This window comes from Enterobacter sp. 22452 (genome assembly GCF_052045065.1).
Classification (GTDB): domain Bacteria; phylum Pseudomonadota; class Gammaproteobacteria; order Enterobacterales; family Enterobacteriaceae; genus Enterobacter; species Enterobacter mori.
Genome location: NZ_JBQEOB010000001.1, coordinates 128,162 through 143,918 on the forward strand (window position 1 = coordinate 128,162; position 15,757 = coordinate 143,918).

Sequence of the window (15,757 nt, forward strand, 5' to 3'; positions counted from 1 at the left end):
TGAGGCATAACGTATGGCATGCGGCGAATTCTCCCTGATTGCCCGTTATTTCGACCGTGTCAGAACCTCTCGTCTTGATGTTGAAACCGGCATTGGCGATGACTGTGCACTTCTCAATATTCCCGAAAAACAGACGCTGGCAATCAGCACCGACACCCTGGTGTGCGGGCGTCATTTCCTGCCCGATATCGATCCTGCCGATCTGGCGTATAAAGCGCTGGCGGTGAACGTTAGCGATCTGGCGGCGATGGGTGCCGATCCAGCCTGGCTGACGCTGGCTCTGACGCTGCCAGAGGTCGATGAAGCCTGGCTGGAAGCGTTTAGCGACGCGCTGTTTGAACAGCTGAATTATTACGATATGCAGTTGATTGGCGGTGATACCACTGCCGGGCCGCTGTCGATGACGCTGGCGATCCACGGCTATGTGCCGCTCGGCCGTGCACTGAAGCGCTCGGGCGCAAAACCAGGCGACTGGATCTACGTGACCGGTACGCCGGGTGACAGCGCGGCAGGGCTGGCGATCCTGCAGAACCGTTTAACGGTTGGAGATGCTGACGATGCGGCGTATCTGGTGAAGCGCCATCTGCGGCCAACGCCGCGTATTCTGCATGGCCAGGCGCTGCGCGAGCGAGCAAGCTCGGCTATCGATCTCTCTGACGGGCTGATCTCGGACCTCGGGCATATCCTGAAGGCCAGCGGCGTGGGTGCGCGCGTTGACCTGGATCTGTTCCCGCTGTCGGAGCAACTGCTTCGCCATGTCGAACCTGAACAGGCGCTGCGCTGGGCGCTGTCCGGGGGTGAAGACTACGAACTGTGCTTCACCGTGCCGGAGCTGAACCGCGGAACGCTGGACGTGGCGTTAGCGCATCTCGGCGCGAAATTTACCTGCATCGGGCAGATTATGCCGGAGAGCGAAGGGCTGAAGTTTGTGAAAGACGGTGCGCCCGTTACGCTGGACTGGAAAGGGTACGATCACTTCGCGTAAGTTTGTGCGCTCTGTATTGTCGGGTGGCGCTGTGCTTACCCGGCCTACAAATAGGGTGCGATCGTAAGCCGGGTAAGGCGAAGCCGCCACCCGGCAAGTGTTTACTTAAACCCCACCACCGGATGCTGCTGATACGGCGTCTCAAGCTCGGCAATCTGCTCCGGCGTCAGCGTAATGTCCACCGCATTCAGCAGTTCATCCAGCTGTTCTTCCCGCGACGTGCCGATAATCGGTGCCGCAACCCCGCGTTTGCTCAGCAGCCATGCAAGCGCCACCTGGGCGCGGGTTGCACCGGTATCGTCGGCAATGCCTGCCAGACGCTCGGCAATCAGCGCATCGCTGGCTTCTGTACCGCCATAGAGATTTTTTCCCACTTCATCCGATACCAGGCGAGCCGTGGTTTCGCCCCACGGACGGGTCAGTCGACCGCGCGCCAGCGGGCTCCACGGGATCACCGCCACGCCCTCCTGATGGCACAGCGGCAACATCTCGCGCTCTTCTTCACGATAGATCAGGTTGTAGTGATCCTGCATGGTGACAAAGCGTGCCCAGCCGTGCTGTGCCTGGAGATCCAGCGCCTGGGCAAACTGCGACGCGTGCATAGACGATGCGCCGATGTAGCGTGCTTTACCGGCTTTCACCACGTCGTTCAGCGCTTCAAGGGTCTCTTCAATGGGGGTGTTGTAATCCCAGCGGTGGATCTGCAGCAGGTCGACGTAATCCATGTTCAGGCGTCTGAGACTGTCATCAATGGAGCGAAGGATTTGCGCGCGAGAAAGGCCTTCGGGCAGATCGCCTGTCTGGTGATAAACCTTGGTGGCGACGACGATCTCATCCCGCCGGGAAAAGTCGCGCAGAGCGCGGCCAACGATCTCCTCGCTGCTGCCGTCGGAGTAGCTGTTGGCGGTGTCAAAGAAGTTAATGCCGCCTTCAATGGCGCGTTTGATAATCGGACGACTACTCTCTTCCGGCAGCGTCCAGGCGTGGTTTCCCCGATCCGGCTCGCCAAAGGTCATGCAGCCCAGGCAAAGTCGGGAAACCTTAAGGTCCGTTTTTCCTAACGTAGTGTATTGCACGGTTCCGCTCCTGCTGTTTTAAACATGAGGTTTAAGCATAGCAGGAGCAGAAAAGGGGAGGGGTTATGCCAGCCAGCTGCGGATTTTGGCTTCGATACCTGCGGCATCCAGACCAATCGCCGCGCGGGCTTCGTCCTGAGTACCTTGCGGAATGAAATGATCCGGCAGGCCGAGGTTCAGCACCGGAGCGGCTTTACGGTTTGCCATCAGCACCTCGTTTACGCCGCTGCCCGCGCCGCCCATGATGGCGTTTTCTTCCAGCGTCACCAGCACGTCGTGGCTTTCCGCCATGCTCAGGATCAGGGACTCATCAAGCGGCTTAACGAAGCGCATATCCACCAGCGTGGCATTCAGCGTTTCGGCTACTTTTGACGCTTCCGGCATCAGCGTGCCGAAGTTCAGGATCGCCACTTTCTCACCGCGACGCTTCACCAGGCCTTTACCGATCGCCAGTTTTTCCAGCGGCTGAAGTTCAACGCCCAGGGCATTGCCGCGCGGGTAGCGAACCGCGCTCGGACCGTCCTGATAGTGGTAGCCGGTAAACAGCATCTGGCGACATTCGTTCTCGTCGCTCGGCGTCATGATCACCATGTCCGGGATGCAGCGCAGGAAAGAGAGATCAAATGCGCCCTGGTGCGTCTGACCGTCGGCACCCACGATGCCCGCGCGGTCGATAGCAAACAGCACCGGCAGCTTCTGGATGGCAACGTCGTGAATAACCTGATCGTAGGCGCGTTGCAGGAAGGTGGAGTAAATTGCCACCACCGGCTTGTAGCCACCGATCGCCAGACCCGCCGCAAACGTCACCGCATGTTGCTCGGCGATGGCGACGTCAAAATACTGGTCAGGGTATTTTTTGGAAAACTCGACCATGCCGGAGCCTTCACGCATGGCGGGCGTCACAGCCATCAGCTTGTTGTCTTTGGCCGCGGTTTCACACAGCCAGTCGCCGAAGATTTTCGAATAGCTCGGCATACCGCCGCTGCTTTTTGGCAGACAGCCGCTGGTATGGTCAAATTTTGGCACCGCGTGGAAGGTGATCGGATCTTTTTCCGCCGGTTCGTAGCCACGCCCTTTTTTGGTCATGATGTGCAGGAACTGCGGGCCTTTCAGGTCGCGCATGTTCTTGAGCGTGGTCACCAGCCCCAGTACGTCGTGACCGTCAACCGGGCCGATGTAGTTAAAGCCCAGCTCCTCAAACAGCGTGCCCGGCACCACCATACCTTTGATGTGTTCTTCGGTACGCTTGAGCAGCTCTTTAATCGGCGGTACGCCGGAAAAGACTTTTTTGCCGCCTTCGCGCAGCGAGGAGTAAAGCTTGCCGGAAAGCAGCTGTGCCAGATGGTTATTCAGCGCACCCACGTTCTCGGAGATCGACATTTCGTTATCGTTAAGGATAACCAGCATGTCCGGCTTGATATCACCCGCGTGGTTCATTGCCTCGAAGGCCATACCCGCAGTGATCGCCCCGTCGCCAATCACGCAGACGGTACGGCGCTGTTTGTTCTCTTTTTCTGCGGCAACGGCAATACCGATACCCGCTGAAATGGAGGTGGAGGAGTGACCGACGCTCAGCACGTCATACTCGCTCTCGCCGCGCCACGGGAACGGGTGCAGGCCGCCTTTCTGGCGAATAGTGCCAATTTTATCACGACGACCGGTCAGAATTTTGTGCGGATAGGCCTGATGGCCTACATCCCAGATGAGCTGATCGAACGGCGTGTTATAGACGTAATGCAGCGCCACGGTCAGCTCAACCGTGCCAAGCCCGGAGGCGAAATGGCCGCTGGAGCGGCTAACGCTGTCGAGCAGGTAGCGACGCAGTTCGTCGCACAGCTTCGGCAGGCTCTCTTTCGGCAACAGGCGTAACTCCTGGGTGGAGTCAACTAACGCCAGTGTCGGGTATTTGGCAATATCAAAACTCATCAAAGGCTCATCGAGATAGGTTGTTTATTTATCACGCTGGATTATGTAGTCCGCTAGCGCTTCCAGTGCCGAGGTATCCAGCGATTGCGCGGCCAGCTGATTCAGCGACTGGCGGGCATCCTCTATCAGGTCCCGGGCTTTACGTTGGGCTTGCTCAAGACCCAGCAGGGCGGGGTAGGTACTTTTGCCAAGCTGCTGGTCCGCACCCTGACGTTTACCCAATGTTGCAGTATCGCCCACCACATCCAGAATGTCATCCTGAACCTGGAATGCCAGACCGATACTTTCTGCGTATCTGTCCAGAATCGGCAGGGCTTTGCGCCCGCGTTCACCCGCGCTCAGCGCGCCCAGGCGAACGGCTGCACGAATGAGCGCACCCGTCTTATGACGGTGAATGCGCTCCAGCTGTTCCAGATTAACCTGACGACCTTCCGCCTCTAAATCCAGCGCCTGACCGCCGCACATCCCGGCGACGCCGCTGGCCATTGCCAGTTCGGAGACCATCGCCAGACGGTCGCGATCGGCCACTTCCGCCATGGGGGCATCGCTTAAAATCGAGAATGCCAGCGTTTGCAGGGCATCCCCCGCCAGAATGGCATTCGCCTCGCCAAACTTAATGTGGCAGGTTGGCTGACCGCGACGCAGATCGTCGTCGTCCATGGCCGGGAGATCGTCGTGGATCAGCGAATAGGCGTGGATGCACTCCACGGCGGCTGCCGGGGCGTCCAGCATGTTATCGCTGATACCGAACATATTCCCCGTGGCGTACACCAGGAACGGGCGCAGGCGCTTTCCACCCAAGAGTGCGCCATAGTGCATGGCTTCAACCAGTGGAGTGTTCTGAAAAGGCTGCGGTTCAATGAAACGGCGCAGGGCATCATTGGCGCGAACAACGCGCGCCTGAAGCGCGTTAGCAAAATCCATTTACTCGGCGTCCGGTGTGAAAGGCGTGGTTTTCGCGTCTTCGCTGTCGGAAAGCAGGATCTGCACGCGCTGCTCGGCCTGCTGCAGTTTAACCTGCCCCTGGCGCGCCAGCTGCACGCCGCGTTCGAATTCGTTGAGCGCGTCTTCCAGCGGTAAATCACCGCTCTCAAGACGGGTAACGATCTGCTCCAGCTCACTCAGCGCAGTTTCAAAACTGGCCGGTGCGTCGTTCTTCTTCGGCATAGTGAATTGACTCTTATATTCTTCGCCCCATCATGGTAACGGACTCGGGGCAATTATCAAATAACGCGAGCGGCGCGATGGTGGTATACTTGCGCGCCTGGATGCAGCCACGGGTGTGGGCTGCTGTATCATTTTCCATTACAAGCCGTAATACGCTTGCCTAAGAAACATTGCCGCCATGAAGTTTATCATTAAATTGTTCCCTGAAATCACCATCAAAAGCCAATCTGTGCGTTTGCGCTTTATTAAAATTCTCACCGGGAACATTCGTAACGTATTAAAGCACTACGACGAAACCCTCGCCGTGGTGCGTCACTGGGACCACGTGGAAGTGCGCGCCAAAGACGAAAACAAACGTCTTGATATCCGCGACGCGCTGACCCGTATTCCGGGTATTCACCATATTCTGGAAGTGGAAGACGTCCCTTTCACCTCTATGCACGACATCTTCGAAAAAGCGCTGGTGCAGTATCGCGATCAGATCGAAGGCAAAACCTTCTGCGTGCGCGTGAAGCGTCGCGGCAAGCACGAGTTTAGCTCTATTGAAGTTGAACGCTACGTGGGCGGCGGTCTGAACCAGCATGTCGAAACGGCGCGCGTGCGTCTGACCAACCCGGACGTGACCGTGAACCTGGAGATCGAAAACGATCGCCTGCTGCTGGTAAAAGGGCGCTATGAAGGCATCGGCGGCTTCCCAATCGGCACTCAGGAAGACGTATTGTCGCTGATCTCCGGCGGCTTCGACTCCGGCGTCTCCAGCTATATGCTGATGCGTCGCGGCTGTCGCGTACATTATTGTTTCTTCAACCTGGGCGGCGCGGCGCATGAAATCGGCGTTCGTCAGGTGGCGCATTACCTGTGGAACCGCTTCGGCAGCTCCCACCGCGTGCGTTTTGTGGCGATCAACTTCGAACCCGTGGTCGGCGAAATCCTCGAAAAAGTGGACGACGGCCAGATGGGCGTGGTGCTGAAGCGCATGATGGTACGTGCGGCGTCTAAAGTGGCTGAACGCTACGGCGTGCAGGCGCTGGTGACCGGTGAAGCGCTGGGCCAGGTTTCCAGCCAGACGCTGACCAACCTGCGTCTGATCGACAACGTGTCTGATACGCTGATCCTGCGTCCGCTGATCTCCCATGATAAAGAGCACATCATCGATCTGGCGCGCGAAATCGGCACCGAAGATTTTGCCCGCACCATGCCGGAATACTGCGGCGTGATCTCAAAAAGCCCAACCGTGAAAGCGGTGAAGGCGAAGATCGAAGCGGAAGAAGAGCACTTCGATTTCAGCATTCTGGAAAAAGTGGTGGCGGAAGCGTCCAACATTGATATCCGCGAGATTGCCCAGCAGACCGAGCAGGAAGTGGTTGAAGTTGAAACCGTGAGCGGTTTCGGTGCTAACGATGCGATTCTGGATATCCGCTCTATCGACGAGCAGGATGACAAGCCGTTGAAGGTTGAAGGCGTGGACGTGGTTTCTCTGCCGTTCTACAAGCTGAGCACCAAGTTTGGCGATCTCGACCAGAGCAAAACGTATCTGCTGTGGTGTGAGCGCGGGGTGATGAGCCGCCTGCAGGCGCTGTATCTGCGCGAGCAGGGCTTTGCCAATGTGAAGGTGTATCGCCCGTAGTTTCTCGCCGGGGAGTGCGGCCTGATGCCCTCACCCCGACCCTCTCCCACGGGAGAGGGAGAAAAGATAGATGAGCACGTGTAGGCCGGGTAAGGCGCAGCCGCCACCCGGCTTTTTTATTCGTAATAATTATAAATCCCCGCCGGCATCACCAGCGACGATGCCACTTCGTACGCTTTCTCGCGTCCGACAAGCAGGTCAATAATCTTCAGTGCAAAATCAATCGCGGTGCCTGGCCCCTGGCTGGTGAGCAGGTTGACGCGCGGATCCCAGACCACGCGTTTATCTACCCAATGCTCTTCCGGGATCGTATCCTTAAGCCCCGGGAAGCCGGTCATGTTGCCGATGGGAAAGATATCGTGCGACACCAGAACCGTTCCTGCTGCGGCACAGATAGCCGCGACGATACGGCCGGATAAATGAAACTGACGCACGGTTTCAACCAGCAGCGGGCTGTCGCGAAAACATTCCGCGCCTTTCAGACCACCAGGCAGCACAATGATGTCGTAATCTCCGTCAGCCACCTGTACCAGCGGTGCATCCGCCAGGATTTTCACCCCGCGTGAACAGGTGATTGCCAGATTACCGTCGCTGGCGACGCTGGCGGTGGTGACCTTAATGCCGCCACGCACCATCAAATCGATAGTGGTGACGGCTTCCATCTCTTCGCTACCAGGGGCGAGGCAAATCAGTGCCGACGCGCTCATATTCACTCTCCTTACGTTTAACCAGGTCATACAGTCGGGCATTTTCCGGCACCGCGATGCCGTGCGCGCGGGCGCGTTTTAGCAGATAGCCAGTGATGTAGTCGATCTCCGTGTGGCGTAACGCCCGAACATCCTGCAGCATCGAGGAGATATTTTCTGCCGTACTATCAATAACCTGCTCGACATAATAGCGTAAATCATCCGCCGAGGTATGCAGGCCTTCACGTTCAATCACCGAGGCGACTTCTTCACACAGCGCGGCAATCTCCTGAGGATGGTTTTTCAGCTCACCGTTCGGGCAGTCCCACAGCGCCGTCAGCGGGTTGATCACGCAATTCACCGCCAGTTTGCGCCACAGCTGAGGGCGGATGTTGTTGTGCCAGGCGACGTCTGGCAGTACTTTCTGTAACACGTCCGCCAGATAACTGTAGTCGCCGTCCTGCTCGCGGGCCGGACCGATATGGGTCACGCCGCTCGCAACATGCACGATGATATTGCCATCGCGCCGCGCCGCCTGAGTCGTGGTAGCCATTAGCAGCGGCTGCGTGATGCTCTTGAGTTCATCAATGGTTCCCATGCCATTATGCAGCAGCAAAATGGGTGCTGTGGGGGGGAGCTGCGCGGCCAGCGCTTTTACCGCATCGGAAACCTGCCACGCCTTGAGCGTCACCAGCAGCAGGTCGCTTTGCGCAAGGAAATCAGGATCATTGGCGGTAAGGGATTCGTTAAAGATACTTCCGTCTTCATCAATCAGGTTTACACTGCAATAGGGCTGAGGCACGCGCAGCCAGCCCTGTACCTCATGTCCGTGCTTACATAGCGCGGTCAGCCATAGCTGACCCAGGGCTCCGCAACCGAGCACTGTAATTTTCATTGTTCCTCCTCACCTGCAACTGCGCCAGGTGCTACGGCCTAAGTATAGCGCCGTCGACTATGCTTTTGAGTTATGCCTTGTTGCGGGTATTATGCAACGCAACAAAAATGAAGGGAGAAGAAAAGATGCCATCTTTCGATATTGTTTCCGAAGTTGATATCCAGGAAGTGCGTAACGGCGTGGATAACGCAAGCCGTGAAGTTGAGTCACGTTTCGATTTCCGTGGCGTTGAGGCGACGTTTGAACTGAACGACGCAAATAAGACCATTAAGGTGCTGAGCGAGTCTGATTTCCAGGTCAATCAGCTGCTCGACATTCTGCGCGCCAAGCTGTTAAAGCGCGGCATTGAAGGTACCTCGCTGGACGTGCCGGAAGAGTTTGTCCACAGCGGCAAAACCTGGTTCGTGGAAGCGAAGCTGAAGCAGGGCATTGAGAGCGCGGTGCAGAAGAAGATCGTGAAGCTCATCAAAGACAGCAAGCTGAAGGTGCAGGCGCAAATCCAGGGCGAAGAGATTCGCGTGACCGGGAAATCTCGCGACGACCTGCAGGGCGTGATGGCGCTGATCCGCGGCGGCGATCTGGGACAGCCGTTCCAGTTCAAAAACTTCCGCGATTAAGACAAAAATGCCCGGTTCAACCGGGCATTTTTTTAAGCTTTCAGGGCCTGCTCCACCTCGAAGCGGTTGGTCACCTTGCTGTCTATTTTAACGTAAGCGCTACGTTCCTCCGGGACTATCAGCACTTCAGTCACGCCTTCTTTTGCTTCCAGACGCTGTTTGAGCGCATCACCGACGTCGACCTCTTCCGGAATTTCCACGCGCAGGCTGCTCACGTAGCGCGGCTCTTTCATGGTGCTGGCAACCAGCAGCCAGACCATCGCCAGCAGTGCACCGGCGAGAAACACGGTTTGCGAATCAAACAGGCCGTCCACCCAGCCGCCAAGCGAGCCGCCAATGGCCACCCCGAGGAACTGGCTGGTGGAGTAAATGCCCATTGCCGTACCCTTATAGCCCGCCGGAGATTCTTTACTGATAAGCGACGGCAGCAGCGCTTCCATCAGGTTAAACGCCAGGAAGAACAGCTGTACGCCAGCAACCAGTTCCCAGAAGTGCGGGCCGGAGCCCCAGAGCACGATCTCGGCAACCAGCAGCAACGCCACGCAGCCCACGAAAACGCGCTTCATCTTGCGCTTCACTTCGGCGTAGATAATAAACGGCACCACGGAGACAAATGAGATCAGCATCGTCACCAGATAGATTTTCCAGTGCTCGGCGGCAGGGAAGCCCGCAGCGGCAAGCTGGCCGGGCAGGGCGACGAAGGTGGACATCAGCAGAATGTGCAGGCACATAATACCGAAGTTCAGCTTGAGCAGGCGCGGCTCGACAATCACCTTGCTGAAGCAGCCTTTCACCATTCCGGATTCACGGTTCAGAACGTGGTTTTTGCTGTCCGGCACCACCCACAGCGTAAGCGCGATCCCGATGGTCGCCAGCAAGGCAATCATCCAGAACAGCGCGTGCAGCCCCAGTTTGTGGGTGATGATAGGGCCGAGCACCATCGCAATCGCAAACGTCACGCCAAAGCTGACGCCGATAAAGGCCATTGCCTTGGTGCGGTTCTGCTCGCGGGTGAGATCTGACAGCAGCGCCATCACGGCGGCGGCAATCGCGCCGGAGCCCTGCAGGGCGCGGCCAAGAATAATTCCCCAGATAGAGTGGGAGAGGGCGGCAATTACGCTACCGAGTACAAAGACTAGCAGACCGCCGACAATCAGTGGTTTACGACCAACGCGGTCTGAGAGCAGACCAAAGGGGATCTGAAATACCGCCTGCGCCAGTCCGTAGATGCCAATGGCCAGACCAATCAGCGCTTCGCTGGCTCCCTGCAGCGCCATGCCGTACGTGGTCAGAACAGGCAGGACCATAAACATGCCAAGCATCCGTAGCGAGAAAACAGTCCCTAAACCCCAGGTCGCGCGTAGCTCGCCCGGCGTCATTTTATAATCGTTCATTGCCACCTCAATTCAAAAGCAGGCACTAGTTTAGGCGGGGTGTTAATTGCGGTAAATAGGTGTTTGTTTAAGAGATATTACCATCGTGCAAAACCGCGTCGGGTGGCGGCGATGCTTTACCCGACCTACCTATCCCGTAGGCCCGTGCAAGCGTAGCGCCGCCGGGCAAAAAAAAAGCCAGGTGATTAACCTGGCTTTTTCAATTCAGCACACTTACCAGACGTAAGTGAGCAGGTTGTGTGAATCCGGCACCATAAAATCTACGGACATCATCACGGAAAGCGAGGTGATGGCCACAATCGAGAACACAAACAGCTTGCGCGCCCAGACTTTGTCATCTTCTACTTTGTAACCGCGCAGCGCCATGCCGAGCCACCAGACGCTCACCGCAGCCGCCACCACCAGATATTTATACCCGGCGTAGCCGCCCAGAGAAAGCATCAGCGTTGCCACAGCAAAGGCGATGATGTAGAGCGTGATGTGGTTCTTGGCAACGGAAATGCCCTTCACGACCGGCAGAACCGGAATGTTCGCTGCCTGATAATCCTTAAAGCGGAAAATCGCGATGGCATAGGAGTGCGGCATCTGCCACAGGCTAAAGATAGCCAGCAGGATCAGCGCACCGCTGTCGAACTCGTTCGTGACTGCGCAGTAGCCAATCACCGGCGGCGCAGCGCCGGAGAGAGAACCAATCAGCGTGCCGTAGACGGAGTGACGCTTCATATACAGGCTGTAGACGCCCACATAGACCACGAACCCCATCACCCCCAGCCAGCAGGCCAGCGGGTTAGCACCAAACCACAGCAGCATAAAGCCAGCAATACCCAGCAAGGTGGCGTACACCAGCGAGACGGAAGGGGCGATCAGGCCTTTCACCAGCACCCGATTTTTGGTCCTTTCCATCTTCTTGTCGATATCCATGTCGATGTAGTTGTTAAATACACAACCGGACGCAACAACCAGTGACACACCGACCAGCGTGTAGATAAAGAGGGTGTAATCAATGCTGCCCTTAGAGGCCAGCAGGAACCCTCCGATCACGGAGATCAGGTTGCCAAAGATGATGCCTGGTTTCGTTACTTGCAGGTATTGCTTAAACATACTCGCCGCTCTTAGTGAACCATCATGTTGTAGTTAAGGTTCCACATAATCCAGATGGAACCGACTACCAGGATAGCGATGATAATCACGGTAAAGATAAAGGCCGTCATATTCCAGCCTTCATCGGACTTGGTGTTCATGTGCAGGAAGCAAACCAGATGCACCAGAATCTGAATCACAGCGGTTACCAGGATTGCGCCCAGGATAACCGGCTTAGACGCAGAACCGTTCATCACCATCCAGAACGGGATCACCGTCAGGATGATCGACAGGATGAAACCTGTCATGTAGGTTTTTACGCTGCCGTGGGAAGCGCCATGATCGTTTGAATGACTCATTACATCGCCCCCATCAGATAGACAACAGAGAACACACAGATCCATACCACGTCCAGGAAGTGCCAGAACAGGCTCAGGCACATGATACGGGTACGGTTAGTGCTGGTCAGGCCGCGACGGGATACCTGGAACATCAGTACCGCCATCCAGATCAGACCAGAGGTCACGTGCAGACCGTGAGTACCGACCAGCGCGAAGAACGCGGACAGGAAGCCACTGCGATCCGGACCGAAACCTTCCATGATCAGGTGATGGAATTCATAGATTTCCATCCCGATAAATCCAGCACCAAACAACCAGGTCAACGCCAGCCAGGAGACAACCTGGCTCTTGTTGTTTTTGTACATGGCGATAGCCGCCATGCCGTAGGTGATGGAGCTGAATAACAGCAGTGCGGTTTCAACCAGAACGAACGGCAGTTCAAAGATGTCCTTACCGGTCGGGCCGCCCGCTGTGCCGTTCACCAGAACGGCATAGGTTGCGAACAGACAGCAGAACAGAATGCAGTCGCTCATCAGGTAGATCCAGAAACCGAAGACTTTCATCGGTCCTGTATCGTGGTGCGCATGGTCAGCATGCGCGTGGGCAGTTGAGTGCGCCAGAGTATCAGTTGCCATTTTTCAGCCCCGCTTTAGAAATCTCGTCGAAATGCTGATTTTCCAGCTTTTCAACTTCACGGACTGGTACGTAGTAGTCCACGTCCTCGTCAAAGCTCTTCACAATCCAGCTGATTACGATGCCGGCGAAGCCAACAATCGCCATCCACCAGATGTGCCAGATCATTGCGAAACCAAATACCGTTGCGAATGCGGCAATCACGATGCCCGCGCCGCTGTTTTTCGGCATGTGGATCTCTTCGTAATGAGCAGGTTGCTTGTACGCTTCACCTTTTTCTTTCATTTCCCAGAATGCGTCGCGTTCATGGATCTGCGGCACAACGGCAAAGTTATAGAACGGCGGTGGAGAAGAGGTCGCCCACTCCAGCGTACGGCCACCCCATGGGTCACCGGTCAGGTCACGGTTCTGGTCGCGGTCGCGAATAGACACGTAGAACTGAATCAGCTGAGACGCGATACCACAGGCAATCAGCACTGCGCCGCCCGCTGCAACCATCAGCATTGGGTGGAACTGCGGATCGATCTGCTGGCTCAGACGACGGGTCATACCCATGAAGCCCAGCACGTACAGCGGCATAAATGCTACGAAGAAGCCGATGATCCAGAACCAGAACGCACGTTTACCCCATTTTTCGTTCAGCGTGAAGCCGAACGCTTTTGGCCACCAGTAGGTTACGCCAGCGAAGCAGCCGAAGACCACGCCACCGATGATAACGTTATGGAAGTGCGCAATCAGGAACAGACTGTTGTGCAGCACGAAGTCAGCACCCGGTACCGCCAGCAGTACGCCGGTCATCCCACCTACGGAGAAGGTCACGATGAAGCCGATGGTCCACAGCATTGCTGAGTGGAACACGATACGGCCCTGGTACATGGTGAACAGCCAGTTGAAGATCTTCACCCCGGTAGGGATGGCGATAATCATGGTCGTAATACCGAAGAAGGCGTTTACGTTCGCGCCCGCACCCATGGTGAAGAAGTGGTGCAGCCAAACGATGAACGACAGAACGGTAATACAGACGGTTGCCCACACCAGAGAGGTGTAACCAAACAGACGTTTACGCGAGAAGGTTGCAGCGATTTCGGAGAACACACCGAAGACCGGCAGAACCAGGATGTACACTTCCGGGTGACCCCAGGCCCAAATCAGGTTGATGTACATCATCATGTTGCCACCCATATCATTCGTGAAGAAATGGGTGCCCAGGTAGCGGTCCAGGGTCAGCAGCGCGATGGTGACGGTCAGGATTGGGAAGGACGCAATGATCAGGATGTTGGCGCACAGAGATGCCCAGGTAAATACCGGCATCTTGAACATGGTCATGCCAGGGGCACGCATCTTGATAATGGTCACGAAGAAGTTGATACCGGTCAGGGTCGTACCGACACCGGAGAGCTGAAGCGCCCAAATCCAGTAGTCGACGCCAACGCCCGGACTGTACTCAATTCCCGACAGCGGCGGGTACGCCAGCCAGCCGGTCTGAGCAAATTCGCCCACACCCAGTGACAGGTTAACCAGGATAACGCCGACAACCGTGAACCAGAAGCTCAGGTTGTTCAGGAACGGGAACGCCACGTCGCGCGCGCCGATTTGCAGCGGAACGACAACGTTCATCAGACCGATAACCAGCGGCATCGCCACGAAGAAGATCATGATAACGCCGTGGGCGGTAAAGATCTGATCGTAGTGGTGCGGCGGCAGGAAGCCGGCTTCACCCGCCGAGGCGAGTGCCTGCTGGCTACGCATCATGATCGCATCCGCAAAGCCACGAATTAACATGACGATACCGACGATGCAGTACATGATGCCGAGTTTTTTGTGGTCAACCGAAGTCAGCCACTCATTCCACAGGTAGCTCCACTTACCGAAGTAAGTGATCAAGCCCAGTAAGGCTGCGCCACCGATGATAATTGCAGCCACCGTAACCACGATAATGGGTTCGTGGTAGGGCACTGCATCCAGTGTCAATTTTCCGAACATTTTCTTCCTCGGCCCCTTAGTGAGCGGTTTCCGCGTGGCTCATGTCCATGCCTTCCATACCTTCGTGCGCGCTGTGCTCGCCTTCAGGCTGGGTCATGTCCATGCTCTTGCCGTGATCCATAAATTTGCCAATGACGTCTTTAAACAAATCAGGTTTCACGTTAGAGAAGTACTCCACCTTGTTGTATTCGCTAGGCGTAGCCACTTTTTCGAACGCCGCCATGTCAGACATGGTGTTAGTAGACTGCTTCGCTTTTTCAACCCACTGGTCGAAAGCGGCACGGTCTGGCGTTGCGATAGCTTTGAACTTCATACCTGAGAAGCCCGGGCCGCTATAGCTGGCGGAGATACCATCATAGGTGCCTGCTTCATTCGCGATCAGGTGCAGGTTAGTCTGCATACCGGCCATCGCGTAAATCTGGCTACCCAGACGCGGGATGAAGAAGGAGTTCATTACGGAGTTGGAGGTCACTTTGAACTGAACCGGAGTGTTCGCCGGGAAGGCGATTTCATTCACGGTAGCAATGCCCTGCTCTGGATAGATGAAGAACCATTTCCAGTCCATGGAGACCACTTCAATGGTAATAGGTTTCTCATCGTGAACCAGCGGTTTGCTTGGCTCAAGTGCGTGAGTGGTTTTCCAGGTCAGAACGGCAAGGAACAGGATGATCAGAATAGGTACCGTCCAGACCACAGCTTCCACTTTATTGGAGTGTGACCAGTTAGGGCTATACTTCGCATCTTTATTGCTCGCACGATACTTCCAGGCGAAACCAACTGCCATCAAAATGGCTGGAATAACCACAATCATCATCAGGCCAAATGCCGTCAGAATCAGTGAACGTTGTTCCAGTCCAATCTGTCCTTTGGGGTCTAGTAGTGCAGAATCGCAGCCACTGAGTAATACAGTGCCCGCGAATAATGACAACCATCCCAAACTTTTATTGTATTTCCCGAGTCTCATTTAACGACCTCAATTCCACGGAGTCTGGTGGCGTTTAAAGTGTGGGGGCATTTTACGGGAAGGTTACATTACTGTAAACATCATTAGGCCTGTGTCAGGAAGGTGTTACTGGGTTCTGCCGCACATGTCACAAGTGTTGCAAATTATGTCGCTTTTTAAGACATAAGCCGCATGGCGCGGGCTTTATAACGAAAGGACCCCCAAGCATACCCTAAAAGGGGCAATTGGTATAACCATTGTTAAAAATACACAAAAAATTAACAATTAATTATCAATAAAAAGACAACTAAAAAACGAAAATTCAATGTTTCAAATGCTGAATCGTTTAATGAGAAAATAGAGTTTGGAATTGACTCCAATAATTTCCAGAAGCTATCCCGCAC

General features: G+C 55.7%; 15 protein-coding genes. 3 read left to right on the forward strand and 12 right to left on the reverse strand.

What is annotated here, in order from left to right; translation table 11 throughout:
* The first annotated feature begins 13 nt into the window (after positions 1-13).
* Positions 14-985, forward strand: a complete 972-nt coding sequence (gene thiL / locus ACTJJA_RS00635) for a thiamine-phosphate kinase (RefSeq protein WP_148400299.1) — start codon at positions 14-16, stop codon at positions 983-985.
* Positions 986-1,086: 101 nt separating this feature from the next.
* Here the strand turns inward: thiL and ACTJJA_RS00640 are convergent, their stop codons facing one another.
* The 4 genes from ACTJJA_RS00640 to xseB form a co-directional block, all read right to left on the reverse strand.
* Positions 1,087-2,061 carry an aldo/keto reductase gene (locus ACTJJA_RS00640; RefSeq protein WP_089600900.1) on the reverse strand — a complete coding sequence of 325 codons (975 nt, stop codon included), beginning with the start codon at positions 2,059-2,061 and terminating at the stop codon, positions 1,087-1,089.
* A 63-nt stretch (positions 2,062-2,124) separates the two neighbouring features.
* Positions 2,125-3,987, reverse strand: a complete 1,863-nt coding sequence (gene dxs, locus ACTJJA_RS00645; protein WP_440665603.1) for a 1-deoxy-D-xylulose-5-phosphate synthase — start codon at positions 3,985-3,987, stop codon at positions 2,125-2,127.
* A gap of 24 nt (positions 3,988-4,011) precedes the next feature.
* Positions 4,012-4,911 (reverse strand): (2E,6E)-farnesyl diphosphate synthase, encoded by a 900-nt coding sequence (gene ispA / locus ACTJJA_RS00650; protein ID WP_440665604.1) that lies wholly within the window; start codon positions 4,909-4,911, stop codon positions 4,012-4,014.
* Complete coding sequence (gene xseB, locus ACTJJA_RS00655) at positions 4,912-5,154, reverse strand: exodeoxyribonuclease VII small subunit (protein WP_003859094.1); 243 nt, start codon at positions 5,152-5,154, stop codon at positions 4,912-4,914.
* A 178-nt stretch (positions 5,155-5,332) separates the two neighbouring features.
* Between xseB and thiI the strand changes: the two genes are divergently transcribed.
* Entirely contained in the window at positions 5,333-6,781 is a 1,449-nt protein-coding gene (gene thiI, locus ACTJJA_RS00660; RefSeq protein WP_089600902.1) for a tRNA uracil 4-sulfurtransferase ThiI, read from the forward strand.
* 116 nt (positions 6,782-6,897) lie between these two features.
* On the opposite strand, the gene yajL is transcribed toward thiI, so the two are convergent.
* Together yajL and panE are read right to left on the reverse strand one after the other, a co-directional pair.
* Positions 6,898-7,488: a protein deglycase YajL gene (gene yajL, locus ACTJJA_RS00665; RefSeq protein ID WP_440665606.1), complete on the reverse strand. Its 591-nt coding sequence runs from the start codon at positions 7,486-7,488 to the stop codon at positions 6,898-6,900.
* Complete coding sequence (gene panE, locus ACTJJA_RS00670; RefSeq protein WP_411778604.1) at positions 7,451-8,362, reverse strand: 2-dehydropantoate 2-reductase; 912 nt, start codon at positions 8,360-8,362, stop codon at positions 7,451-7,453. Before panE ends, yajL begins: the two co-directional genes overlap by 38 nt.
* Positions 8,363-8,487: 125 nt before the next feature.
* Here panE and ACTJJA_RS00675 point away from each other — a divergent pair, with 125 nt between their 5' ends.
* The gene (locus ACTJJA_RS00675) at positions 8,488-8,979 is read left to right on the forward strand and encodes a YajQ family cyclic di-GMP-binding protein (RefSeq protein WP_042320808.1); all 492 of its coding nucleotides are present in this window, start codon (positions 8,488-8,490) and stop codon (positions 8,977-8,979) included.
* A gap of 32 nt (positions 8,980-9,011) precedes the next feature.
* Here the strand turns inward: ACTJJA_RS00675 and ACTJJA_RS00680 are convergent, their stop codons facing one another.
* From ACTJJA_RS00680 to cyoA, 6 genes are all read right to left on the reverse strand, one after another.
* Positions 9,012-10,373, reverse strand: a complete 1,362-nt coding sequence (locus tag ACTJJA_RS00680) for an MFS transporter (protein WP_440665609.1) — start codon at positions 10,371-10,373, stop codon at positions 9,012-9,014.
* Positions 10,374-10,586: 213 nt separating this feature from the next.
* The gene (cyoE, locus tag ACTJJA_RS00685; protein ID WP_010428092.1) at positions 10,587-11,474 is read right to left on the reverse strand and encodes a heme o synthase; all 888 of its coding nucleotides are present in this window, start codon (positions 11,472-11,474) and stop codon (positions 10,587-10,589) included.
* A gap of 11 nt (positions 11,475-11,485) precedes the next feature.
* On the reverse strand, positions 11,486-11,812 hold the full coding sequence (locus ACTJJA_RS00690; RefSeq protein ID WP_006809888.1) for a cytochrome o ubiquinol oxidase subunit IV: 327 nt from the start codon (positions 11,810-11,812) through the stop codon (positions 11,486-11,488).
* Entirely contained in the window at positions 11,812-12,429 is a 618-nt protein-coding gene (locus ACTJJA_RS00695; protein ID WP_100167123.1) for a cytochrome o ubiquinol oxidase subunit III, read from the reverse strand. The genes ACTJJA_RS00690 and ACTJJA_RS00695 overlap by 1 nt, the downstream gene beginning before the upstream one ends.
* Positions 12,419-14,410: a cytochrome o ubiquinol oxidase subunit I gene (gene cyoB, locus ACTJJA_RS00700; protein WP_089600909.1), complete on the reverse strand. Its 1,992-nt coding sequence runs from the start codon at positions 14,408-14,410 to the stop codon at positions 12,419-12,421. Before cyoB ends, ACTJJA_RS00695 begins: the two co-directional genes overlap by 11 nt.
* Positions 14,411-14,426: 16 nt before the next feature.
* Positions 14,427-15,374, reverse strand: coding sequence for a cytochrome o ubiquinol oxidase subunit II (gene cyoA / locus ACTJJA_RS00705; RefSeq protein WP_089600911.1), 948 nt, complete (start codon positions 15,372-15,374; stop codon positions 14,427-14,429).
* Between the last annotated feature and the right edge of the window lie 383 nt (positions 15,375-15,757).